8 protein-coding genes and 2 tRNA genes are annotated in these 11,392 nt (G+C 68.3%); 9 read left to right on the top strand and 1 reads right to left on the bottom strand.

Going from position 1 to position 11,392, the window contains the following annotated elements; all coding sequences use genetic code 11:
• Positions 1-24 precede the first annotated feature (24 nt).
• A complete protein-coding gene (gene glgX / locus HCR68_RS08865; protein WP_167148679.1) occupies positions 25-2,232 on the bottom strand; it encodes a glycogen debranching protein GlgX in 2,208 nt (735 codons plus the stop codon).
• Positions 2,233-2,484: 252 nt separating this feature from the next.
• Between glgX and HCR68_RS08860 the strand changes: the two genes are divergently transcribed.
• The 9 genes from HCR68_RS08860 (at position 2,485) to HCR68_RS08820 (ending at position 11,375) form a co-directional block, all read left to right on the top strand.
• Positions 2,485-2,557, top strand: a tRNA-Gly gene (locus tag HCR68_RS08860).
• A 1-nt stretch (position 2,558) separates the two neighbouring features.
• Positions 2,559-2,633, top strand: a tRNA-Val gene (locus HCR68_RS08855).
• 313 nt (positions 2,634-2,946) lie between these two features.
• Positions 2,947-4,188 carry a carboxylate--amine ligase gene (locus tag HCR68_RS08850; protein WP_167148677.1) on the top strand — a complete coding sequence of 414 codons (1,242 nt, stop codon included), beginning with the start codon at positions 2,947-2,949 and terminating at the stop codon, positions 4,186-4,188.
• Positions 4,189-5,568 (top strand): peptidoglycan bridge formation glycyltransferase FemA/FemB family protein, encoded by a 1,380-nt coding sequence (locus HCR68_RS08845; protein WP_167148675.1) that lies wholly within the window; start codon positions 4,189-4,191, stop codon positions 5,566-5,568.
• A gap of 85 nt (positions 5,569-5,653) precedes the next feature.
• The gene (gene thrS / locus HCR68_RS08840; protein WP_167148673.1) at positions 5,654-7,705 is read left to right on the top strand and encodes a threonine--tRNA ligase; all 2,052 of its coding nucleotides are present in this window, start codon (positions 5,654-5,656) and stop codon (positions 7,703-7,705) included.
• 97 nt (positions 7,706-7,802) lie between these two features.
• Complete coding sequence (locus HCR68_RS08835; protein ID WP_167148671.1) at positions 7,803-8,369, top strand: HIT domain-containing protein; 567 nt, start codon at positions 7,803-7,805, stop codon at positions 8,367-8,369.
• 194 nt (positions 8,370-8,563) lie between these two features.
• Positions 8,564-9,196: a phosphatidylinositol phosphate synthase gene (pgsA, locus tag HCR68_RS08830; protein ID WP_167148669.1), complete on the top strand. Its 633-nt coding sequence runs from the start codon at positions 8,564-8,566 to the stop codon at positions 9,194-9,196.
• Complete coding sequence (locus tag HCR68_RS08825; RefSeq protein WP_167148667.1) at positions 9,193-10,197, top strand: phosphatidylinositol mannoside acyltransferase; 1,005 nt, start codon at positions 9,193-9,195, stop codon at positions 10,195-10,197. The genes pgsA and HCR68_RS08825 overlap by 4 nt, the downstream gene beginning before the upstream one ends.
• Positions 10,194-11,375 carry a glycosyltransferase family 4 protein gene (locus HCR68_RS08820; protein ID WP_167148665.1) on the top strand — a complete coding sequence of 394 codons (1,182 nt, stop codon included), beginning with the start codon at positions 10,194-10,196 and terminating at the stop codon, positions 11,373-11,375. The genes HCR68_RS08825 and HCR68_RS08820 overlap by 4 nt, the downstream gene beginning before the upstream one ends.
• The last annotated feature ends 17 nt before the right edge of the window (positions 11,376-11,392 follow it).

Genomic DNA, 11,392 nt, shown 5'->3' with positions numbered 1-11,392 from the left:
TCACGTGCCGGACGGCGCCGGTTCCTAGCGCTGGTGCCTCTCCGTCGTGGCGTCGGACTCGGGGGCGTCCATGAGGAAGAGCATCGAGCGGGCCTCCACCGTGACGGTGTCGTCCGCGGCCAGCACCGGGTCGGAGTCCCCGTCGACCGCGGGAGCCGTGTCCAGGGCGACCTTCCAGGTGGGGGAGTAGCCCTCACCCGGCAGGGTGAAGGTGATGTCCTCGTCCGAGGCGTTGATGAGCACCAGGAAGGAGTTGTCGACGATCCTCTGGCCCCGCTCGTCGGGCTCGGCAATGGCCTCCCCGTTGAGGAAGACCATCATGGCGCGGGCGTACCAGGTGGTCCAGTCCTGATCCGTCATCGACTCCCCGGCCGGGGTGAGCCACTCGATCTCGCCGAGCTCGCTCTCGCCGCCGTGACCGGCGTCGCCGGTGAAGAAGCGCCGACGCCGCAGCACCGGGTGGTCCCGGCGCAGCCACATCATGGTGCGGGTGAACTCCAGCAGGTCGTTGTCCTGCTCATCGAGCTCCCAGTCGATCCAGGAGATCTCGTTGTCCTGGCAGTAGGCGTTGTTGTTGCCTCCCTGGGTCCGCCCCAGCTCGTCTCCGTGACAGATCATGGGCACGCCCTGACTGAACAGGACGGTGGCCAGGAAGTTGCGGGTCTGACGATGACGCAGCTCGGTGACCGCCGGGTCCTCGGTGGGGCCCTCGGCCCCGCAGTTCCAGGAGCGGTTGTTGTTGTCGCCGTCGGCGTTGCCCTCGAGGTTGGCCTCGTTGTGCTTCTCGTTGTAGGAGACCAGGTCGTGCATCGTGAAGCCGTCGTGGGCGGTGACGAAGTTGATGCTGGCCACCGGGGTGCGTCCGGCGTGCTGATAGAGGTCGGAGGAGCCGGTGATGCGGGAGGCGAACTCACCCAGCGTGGAGGGCTCTCCGCGCCAGAAGTCGCGCACGGTGTCGCGGTACTTCCCGTTCCACTCGCTCCACAGGGCCGGGAAGCCGCCCACGTTGTATCCGCCGTCGCCCACGTCCCAGGGCTCGGCGATGAGCTTGACCTGGGAGAGCACCGGGTCCTGGTGGATGATGTCGAAGAAGGCGCTGAGCTTGTCGACCTCGTGGAACTGACGGGCCAGGGTGGAGGCCAGGTCGAAGCGGAACCCATCCACGTGCATCTCGGTGACCCAGTAGCGCAGCGAGTCCATGATGAGCTGGAGGACCGCCGGCGAGCGCATGAGCAGCGAGTTGCCGGTGCCGGTGGTGTCGAAGTAGTGGGTCGGGGAACCGTCGACGAGCCGGTAGTAGGAGCTGTTGTCGATGCCGCGGAAGGACAGGGTGGGACCCAGGTGGTTGCCCTCGGCCGTGTGGTTGTAGACGACGTCCAGGATGACCTCGATGCCGGCCTCGTGGAAGGCCTTGACCATGGACTTGAACTCCTGGACCTGCTCGCCCTCGGCTCCGTAGGCGGCGTAGGTGTTGTGCGGGGCGAAGAAGCCGATCGTGTTGTAGCCCCAGTAGTTCGACAGCCCCTTCTCCTGCAGGTGGGTGTCGTTGACGAACTGGTGGACCGGCATGAGCTCGATGGCGGTGACGCCCAGGCTCTTGAGGTGCTCGATGACGGCCGGCTGGGACAGACCGGCGTAGGTGCCCCGCAGGTTCTCAGGGACCAGTGGGTGCAGCTGGGTCATGCCCTTGACATGGGCCTCGTAGATGATCGTCTCGTGGTACTCGTGAGCCGGGGGACGGTCGTGGCCCCAGTCGAAGTAGGGGTTGATGACCACTGAGCGCATGGTGTGCTCGGCCGAGTCCTCCTCGTTGCGCACCTCCGGGTTGTCGAAGGAGTAGGAGTACAGGGTCTGCGAGGGCGTCACCTCGCCGGAGATCGCCTTGGCGTACGGGTCCAGCAGCAGCTTGGAGGGGTCGCAACGGTCACCGGAGGTCGGGTCGTAGGGGCCGGACACCCGGTAGCCGTACTTCTGCCCCGGTGAGATCCCGGGAAGGTAGGCGTGCCAGACGTCGCCGTCGACCTCCTTGAGGGCCACCCTCTCCTCGTTGCCCTCGTCGTCGAACAGGCACAGGTCGACGCCGCTGGCCGCCGAGGAGAAGAGGGCGAAGTTGGTTCCTGAGCCGTCGTAGGTCGCCCCGAGCGGGTAGGGGTGTCCCGGCCAGGTCTGGCGCTGCGGAGCTTCCTGAGAATCCTGAGTGGCCTGAGGCATCGGTGTCGTCGGCGTGGTCATAGGGACTACCCTGCCACGACTGAGGTGTGAAGGCAGGCGTGTGGGAGAAAGACATGTCACGTCGAACCACCACCGGCCGTGTTCTGCGTCTGTCCTCCGCCTGCTCCTCTGTCCGTCCTCTGTGATCCACCTGTGATCGCGAAACCGGCTCACTGGAGCGTGAGACACCTCATGAGGAATCGAGGTCGGGCCGGTTTTGCCTCCGACGGATACCTCTGCTACCTTTCTTCCCGCACCCCACAAGGGTGTCACGCGGATGTGGCTCAGTTGGTAGAGCATCACCTTGCCAAGGTGAGGGTCGCGGGTTCGAGTCCCGTCATCCGCTCGGGCGATTGGCGCAGCGGGAGCGCGCTTCCCTGACACGGAAGAGGTCACTGGTTCGATCCCAGTATCGCCCACCAGAACTGAGGATCGACGAGTCCGGAGCACGGCGCTCCGGACTTTTTCATGTCGGCGTTCGCGGTCGTGACTCTCCGGCCGTCTCCGTCGTCGTGGGTGCGCCAGGTGGTATGTGTCACCGGAGGATCTCGGCCTTGTCGCTGAGCAACGAGGGAATCGCCTGGAATCCTGCTGGATTCCAGAAGTCCTCCCGCAGTGTCCGGGCCCGGATGCGTGTCTGGATCGTGATGTCCCCGCAGTGGTCGGGAACGGGCCGTCCCGGCGTGCTCTACCATCTGGGGAGGAGTTGGTCCCTGCGGCAAGAAACGGATGGTTATGACGGAACGCTTCAGGCACCTGCTGCCCGTGGTCCTCGGTGGCGATATCGGCGCCTACGCCCTGGCGCGGCAGCTTCACGAGGTCACCGGCACGCCGGTGACGATCGTGGCCTCGGACCCGATCGTGGCGATCTCCGAGTCCGCCTACATCACCGTTGTCCACCAGGAGGCCGGTGCGCCGCCGGAGCGGACGATCGAGCTGCTGCGGCACCTGGTCCGCGGACGTGATCCCCGCAGCGCCGTCCTCATGGCCAACACCGACGCGGCAGCGGCCATGATCTCCGCCCACCGGGACGAGCTGGAGCCCACCTACGTGCTGCCCTTCCCGGACATCGACGTGCTCGACGCCGTCAGCGACAAGGCCTCCTTCTCCCGGCTGTGCGCCGAGGTGGGGGTGCTCACGCCCCGTGAGGTCGTCGTCGACCTGGCCGACCCCGACTGCGAGCCACCGGCCTCCGCCGCCGAGCTGGGGCTGGAGTTCCCGCTCGTGGCCAAGGCCGCCATCGGCGCCGACTACGACCGCGTCTCCTTCCCCGGAAAGCGCAAGATCTGGTTCATCGACGACGCCGCCGAGCTGGCCGGCATGTGGAGGAGCCTCAAGGACGCCGGCTACCGCTCGACCTTCCTGGTCCAGGAGTGCATCCCCGGCGACGACACCGCCATGCGCTCGGTGACCGCCTACATGGACTCCACCGGCGAGCTGCGCCTCATCGGCTCGGCACGTGTCCTCCTGCAGGACCACGCCCCCACCATGATCGGCAACCCGGTCGCCATGATCACCGAGGCCTTTCCCGACCTGTGGGACGCGACGAGCCGCCTGCTGCGCCACGCCGGCTACCGAGGATTCGCCAACCTCGACATCAAGGTGGACCCGCGTGACGGGCGCCGGCTCTTCTTCGAGGTCAACCCCCGCATCGGCCGCAACTCCTTCTACCTGACCGCAGCCGGTGCCAACCCCATGGCCGTCATGCTCAAGGACCTGGTCCTGGATCAGCGTGATGAGCCCATCGAGGTCACCCGGCAGGTCCTCTACTCCCTGGTTCCCGACGGCGTCATCGCACGCTACGTGTCCGACGAGGCCCTGCGCCGCAAGGCCAAGAGCCTGGGGCGGGGCATCGATCCGCTGCGCGATCCGGCCGAGCGCTCGCTCCGCCGGCGCGTGACGATCGAGCTCCAGCGCCTCAACCACTACCGCAAGTTCGCCCGCAACTATCCGCAACGAGTCGACAGGTCCCGCTGAATGTCCAAGAACGAGAACATGTCCGACAGCACCACTCCCGACGCCAGCCCCGACACCACCGCCCAGACCCCCGAGATTCCCCAGGACGTCGCTGACGTCACTGCCGTCACCGAAGGCACTGCGGGCGCCGCTCCTGAGGCCGGTTCTGACAAGCCTGAGAAAGCCGAGGAAGTCGGAGAAGCCGAGAAGACTGAGGGGTCTGAGAAGGCTCAGTCGGCAGAGCCGGCCAAGCCGAAGCCGACGACGGAGCAGAAGACACCGCTGGCTCAGAAGGCTGACAAGGCCGAGAAGGCAGAAAAACCTAAGGCGTCTCGCCCAACGCACCCCGAGCCGGTGCACTCCACCTCGGACCGCTCCGAGACCCTGCGCCGGGTCGACGGGCGCGAGATGCGTCTGGCCGTGGGCAACAGCCCCTTCCCGGTCGAGCAGACCGAGGCCTGGGAGCGCTTCGAGGAGGCCATGGGGCGCCCGCTGTGGGGGCGCTACCTGTATGAGGACGAGGGCAAGCCCGTGGCCGCCGTCGCCCTGTACCGCTACGAGATGGGCGGCCAGACCTTCTTGTGGGCCAAGCACGGTCCGGTCTGGCTCAAGGAGCAGTCGCCCGAGCGCGAGGCCCACCTGCGCCGACTGCTGCGCTCGGTGGTCAAGGAGCGCGACCGCTCCGTGCGCTTCATCCGCATGCACGCCCGCTACCGGGACACCGACCTGCGCGAGCTGCTGTCCACCATCACCTACGACCGCACCTACGTCATCGACCTGGTGCCCAAGACACCTGAGAAGATGGCCGCCGTCATGCCCAAGGACGGCCGTCGCGCCGTCAAGCGCGCCGAACGCGTGGCCCGGGAGGCCGGCTGCACCATCAGTGACGAGACCGGCCTGAGCCGCGAGGAGTTCGACAAGGTCTACGAGGTCCTGCGCGAGACCGCCGAGCGCGACGGCTTCAAGCCCCACGACGCCGAGGTCTACTGGACGATGCTGACGGCCCTGGGGGAGAAGAACGCCCGCCTGTTCGTCCTGCGCAAGGACGGCGTCCCTCACGCCTGGGACCTCATCCTCACCTCGGGCAAGGACTCCGTGGCCTACTACGGAGCCTCCTCCAACGAGTCCCGCACCTTCCGCGGGGCCGAGGCCCTGGACTGGTGGGCCGCCTGCACCCTGGCGCAGGAGGGCTACCGCGGCCTGGACCTCATGGGCGCCGGCTCCACCCGGGTCCCCTCGCTCTACACGGTGGGCCAGTACAAGAAGCGCTACGCCCAGCACGTCACCGAGGTCGACGGCGCCTGGGACGTCCCGGTCTCCCGGCTCATCTACTCGGGCATGTCCACCGCCAAGCGCCTGCGTGACGCACTGCGCGCGCGGCGTGGTTCACGGGAGCACTGAGTCCACGCGGTCAGGACGTAGACTCGCGGCCGAACCGGGGTGCACCAGTACAGCGCCCCACACCGATGCAAGAGGAGACGAGCCCGTGTCAGACCAGCCCACGATCGACATCACCCTCGACGGCGCACCGCGCACCATCGAGGCGGGCACCACGGGAACGCTCCTCCTGCAGGACGCCGTCAAGAAGGACGGCGTCGTCGCGATGCGCGTCAACGGTGAGCCCTGGGACCTGGACCGCCAGGTCCCGGCCGGCGCCGTCGTCGAGCCGATCACCCTGTCCAGCGAGGACGGCCTGAACATCCTGCGCCACAGCGCCACCCACGTCATGGCCCAGGCCGTCCAGGAGATGTTCCCGGAGGTCAACCTCGGCATCGGCCCCTTCATCACCGACGGCTTCTACTACGACTTCGGAGCCATCGACGCCGTCACCCCCGAGATGCTGCGCGAGATCGAGAAGCGCATGAAGCGGATCGTCAAGGAGGGCCAGCGCTTCGTGCGCCGCGACATCACCGAGGCCGAGGGGCGCGAGGAGCTGGCCGACCAGCCCTACAAGCTCGAGCTCATCACCACCAAGGGCGCCGGCGCCGAGGGCGCCTCGGTGGAGGTCGGCGCCGGCGGGCTCACCATGTACGACAACGTCCGGCGCGACGGCAGCGTCGCCTGGACCGACCTGTGCCGCGGCCCCCACCTGCCCTCGACCCGCCTCATCGGGCAGGGCTTCGCCCTGACCAAGTCATCCTCCGCCTACTGGAAGGGCGACCAGTCCGGCGACTCCCTCCAGCGCATCTACGGCACCGCGTGGGCCAGCAAGGACGACCTCAAGGCCTACCAGACCCGTCTGGCCGAGGCCGCCAAGCGCGACCACCGCAAGCTCGGCGCCGAGCTCGACCTGTACTCCTTCCCCGAGGAGATCGGGCCCGGCCTGGTGGTCTTCCACCCCAAGGGCGCCATGCTGCGCCATCAGATCGAGCAGTACGTCGTCGACCGCCACCTGGACTACGGCTTCGACTTCGTCCACACCCCCGAGATCTCCAAGGGCGGGCTCTTCCACACCTCCGGTCACCTGCCCTACTACGCCGACACCATGTTCCCGCCGATGCTCGCCGACGAGGAGCGCGACGCCGAGGGCAGCATCACCAAGGCAGGCCAGGAGTACTACCTCAAGGCCATGAACTGCCCGATGCACAACCTCATCTTCCGTTCCCGGGGACGGTCCTACCGCGAGCTGCCGCTGCGCTTCTTCGAGATGGGCCACGACTACCGCTACGAGAAGTCCGGCGTCGTCCACGGGCTGACCCGCATGCGCGGCTTCACCCAGGACGACTCGCACACCTACTGCACGCCCGAGCAGGCCGGCGAGGAGATCCGCGCCCAGATCGACTTCTTCCTGTCCATCCTCAAGGCCTTCGGACTGACCGACTTCCACCTCGAGCTGTCCACCCGCGACGAGGACGGCGCCAAGAAGGACAAGTTCATCGGCTCCGACGCCGACTGGGCCGCCGCCACGCAGGCCCTTCAGGACGCCTGCGACGCCTCCGGGCTGGAGGTCGTCCCCGATCCCGGCGGCGCCGCCTTCTACGGCCCCAAGGTCTCGGTGCAGGTCAAGGACGCCATCGGCCGGACCTGGCAGATGTCCACCATCCAGTACGACTTCAACCAGCCCGAGCGCTTCGACCTGGAGTACACGGCCGCCGACGGCACCCATCAGCGTCCCATCATGATCCACTCCGCCAAGCTGGGCAGCGTGGAGCGCTTCATCGGGGTACTCACCGAGCACTACGCGGGTGCCTTCCCCGCCTGGCTCTCCCCGGTGCAGGTGAGGCTCATTCCCGTGGCCGAGGCCTTCGACGCCTACGTCGACGACGTGGCCGCCCAGCTGCGCGCCCAGGGCGTGCGCGTCGAGGTGGACCACTCCGACGACCGCTTCGGCAAGAAGATCCGCAACGCCTCCAAGGACAAGGTCCCCTTCACCCTCATCGCCGGAGGGGAGGACGCCGAGGCCGGCGCCGTCTCCTTCCGGTTCCGTGACGGAGAGCAGACCAACGGCGTTCCGGTCAAGGAGGCCGTGGCGCACATCGTCAGCGTCATCGACGCCCGTATCAACGACCCGGCGGGGGAGAAGCTGCACAGTGAATGACACAGGGACTGAGGATGCGACTGAAGAGACCACGGAGGCGACCCAGGCAGCGGGTCACGCCGTGAGTGACGACCTGCCGACCGCGGACGGTGTCCGGATGGGTGACCAGGTGGAGGCGCCCTTCTACCACGAGGACGCCCCCCAGGCCTTCCAGCGCCTGTGGACCCCGCACCGCATGGTCTACATCGGAGGGCAGAACAAGCCCACCGATGACACCCCCGCCCAGTGCCCCTTCTGCACGGGGCCGGCCCGCAGCGATGAGGAGGCGCTCATCGTCCACCGGGGGCGGACCAGCTACGTCATCATGAACCTCTACCCCTACAACACCGGTCACCTGCTGGTGTGCCCCTACCGGCACATCTCCGACTGGACCGAGGCCACCGCCGTCGAGCGGGAGGAGATCGGTGAGCTGACCGCCACGGCCATGAGCGTCGTCCGCTCGGTGAGTCACCCTCACGGCTTCAACCTGGGCATGAACCAGGGCGAGGTCGCCGGCGCCGGGATCGCCGCCCACCTCCACCAGCACATCGTGCCGCGCTGGAAGGGGGACGCGAACTTCATGCCCATCATCGGTCGGACCAAGCCCGTGCCCCAACTGCTCGGGGAGCAGCGGGACATGCTCGCCGACGCCTGGGCCGTCCGCGCCCAGGAGCCCGGGGACTGATACCCCTTGCTACCGTTACCCCTGGCCGTCCGCAACGATCACCATGACGATCACCATGACGATCACCATGACGATCACCATGACGATCACAGTAACGATCACCGTCACGCCGGGTGCGCTCCTCCTCGTCGCAGCCCGTCTCGGCCCGTCACACTGATCGGCACCCCAGACTCCATCCGAGACCTAAGGACCCCATGCTCGGCAACCATGGCCGCGGTCTGACCAAGGCCCTGTTCACCCGCCCCGCCCTCGCGCTCGGGCGGCTCGGGGTGACGCCCAACATGCTCACCGTCACCGGGACGGTCCTGTCGGTGACGGCGGCGGTCACCCTGCTGCCCCGAGGACACTTCGTGGCCGGGCCACTCGTCCTGCTCGTGGTGCTGGTGGCCGACTCCTTCGACGGCATCCTGGCCCGCGCCACCGGGAGGAGCTCGGTCTTCGGAGCCTTCCTGGACTCCACGATGGATCGTCTGGCCGACGGCGCCGTCCTGGGTTCCCTGGCGGCCTGGGCCGCACTGTTCATGCCCGCCGGCACGCTCCGTACCGTGACGATCGTGGCCGCTCTGGCCACCATCGTCCTGGCGGCCACCGTCCCCTACGCCCGGGCCCGGGCCGAGTCCATCGGCGCCACCGCCAAGGTGGGGATCGCCGAGCGCACCGACCGGCTTCTCGTGGCGCTCGGAGCCACCCTCATCGTGGGCCTGGGCGCACCCCAGTGGGTCCTCACCACGGCACTCGTCTACGTGGCGATCGCCTCCTTCATCACCGTGGTCCAGCGCGTATGGACCGTCTACCGCCAGATCCAGCCGCAGGGAGAGCCCGCATGAGGATGCGTCCGCCCGCCGTCTCCGACGCCTATCGGCTGGCCTGGCGTGGGACCCGCCGACTGCCCGCGCCCCTGGGCTACGGCCTGGCACACACCGTCGCGGACGTCCTGTGGGCATGGCACCGCCTACGACGCACCACCACCGGCGTGGGACAGCTCGAGCGCAACCTGTCGCGCATCCTTCCTCCGGGGACACCGCCGCGCCTGCTGCGCCGGACCACCCGAGCAGGAGCGCGCTCCTACATGCGCTACTTCTACGAGGCCTTCGCCCTGCCCGGACTCACACCGGACCAGGTCCTCGCGCGCGTGCGGGCGGACCTCGACCCCCAGATCCATGACGACGTGCGCGCGGGCAGCATCGTCATGGCGCTGCCGCACATGGGCAACTGGGACCTCGTCGGCGCCTGGGCCTGCCGCGAGCTCGCGACCGTCCTGACCGTCGCCGAGCGCCTCAAGCCCGACGACCTCTTCGACCAGTTCGTCGCCTTCCGGGAGTCCCTGGGCATGCGGATCATCGGCCAGGCCCACGGGGAGAAGGTCTTCGACCGTCTCCTTGAGACGGCGCGCGGGGGACACTACGTCGTCGCTCTTCTGGCCGACCGGGACCTGTCCTCGGCCGGCATCACCGCCCGGCTCGGCGCCGCCACCGCCCGAGTGGCGGCAGGACCCGCCGCGATCGCCCAGCGCCTGGGCCGTCCCCTCTACGCGGTATCGATCCACTACGAGACACTGACCGGTGAGCGACGCCGTCGGGCGGGATCACCCTGGGGACTCGTCCTGACCGCCCGTAAGGTTCCACCGCCGCCGAACCTGGCGGGCAGGGAGCAGGTCGTTGCCCATACCCGTGCCTGGGTCGCCGAGCTGGAGCCGTTGATCACCGAGCACACCGAGGACTGGCACATGCTCCAGCCCGTCTTCGACGCCGACCTGGACCAGGAGCGCCTGGCCCGGAGCCACGCCCGCGAGCAGCAGAGTGACGACAGGCAGCAGGAGGATCTATGAGGATCGGTATTGTCTGCCCCTACTCCTTCGACGCGCACGGAGGCGTCCAGGTCCACGTCATGGACCTGGCCGGTGAGCTCTTCCGACGCGGCCATGAGGTCCAGGTCCTCGCACCGGCCTCTCAGGACACCGACCTGCCGCAGTGGGTCACCAGCGCCGGCGACTCCATCGCCATCCCCTACAACGGCTCGGTGGCGAGGCTGAACTTCGGTGCACTCGTGGCCAGACGGGCCCGGCGCTGGCTGGAGGCCGGGGACTTCGACATCCTGCACATCCACGAGCCCATCACCCCCAGTGTGGGGATGCTGACCCTCCAGGCCGCCACCGGTCCCGTCGTGGGCACCTTCCACGCGGCCATGGACCGCTCACTGGCGCGCGAGCTGCTGAGCCCGGCGACGGTACCGCTCATGGAGAAGCTCTCCGCCCGCATCGCCGTCTCGGAGGAGGCGCGCCGCACCCTCATCCAGTACCACGGCGGTGACGCCGTCGTCATCCCCAACGGGGTCAATGTCGCTCCCTTCAGCCGCGCGCCCAAGGACGACCCCCGCTTCCGGGGGACGGAAGATGCCCCCACCATCTCCTTCCTGGGACGCCTCGACGAGCCCCGCAAGGGGCTACGGGTCCTCGCCGACGCCATTCCCACGGTGCTGGAGTCCGTCCCGGATGCCCGCTTCCTCATCGCCGGTCGGGGGCAGGCCCAGGAGATCCGCGACGAGCTCGCCCGCTTCGGCGGCTCCGTGGACTTCCTGGGGGGAGTGAGCGATGAGGACAAGGCCGCCATGCTGGCCTCGGCCACCTGCTACGTGGCTCCGCAGACCGGCGGGGAGTCCTTCGGCATCGTCCTGGTGGAGGCCATGGCCGCAGGCACCCGGGTCGTCGCCTCCGACCTCAAGGCCTTCTCCGACGTGCTCGCCGAAGGGCGCTACGGGGCGCTGTTCCGCAACGAGGACGGCAAGGACCTGGCCCGGGTCATCATCGATACCTTGCAGGACGCCCCGGCGGCTCAGGCCCGTCAGGAGGCGGCATCCCAGGTGGTCGGGCGATACGACTGGTCCGCAGTCACCGATGAGGTTCTCGACGTCTACGACATGGCCCTGTCCACGGCTCACACCCGGGTGGCCCCCGCGCCCGGCTCACGGACGATGCTGGGGCGGCTGCGTGACGCGCTGGACGACTAGCATGCGATCGACGCACG

The organism is Actinomyces sp. ZJ308 (genome assembly GCF_011752065.1).
Lineage (GTDB): Bacteria > Actinomycetota > Actinomycetes > Actinomycetales > Actinomycetaceae > Actinomyces.
The sequence above is the reverse complement of the archived record's forward strand: the minus strand, read 5'-3'. Positions and strand labels throughout refer to the sequence as shown.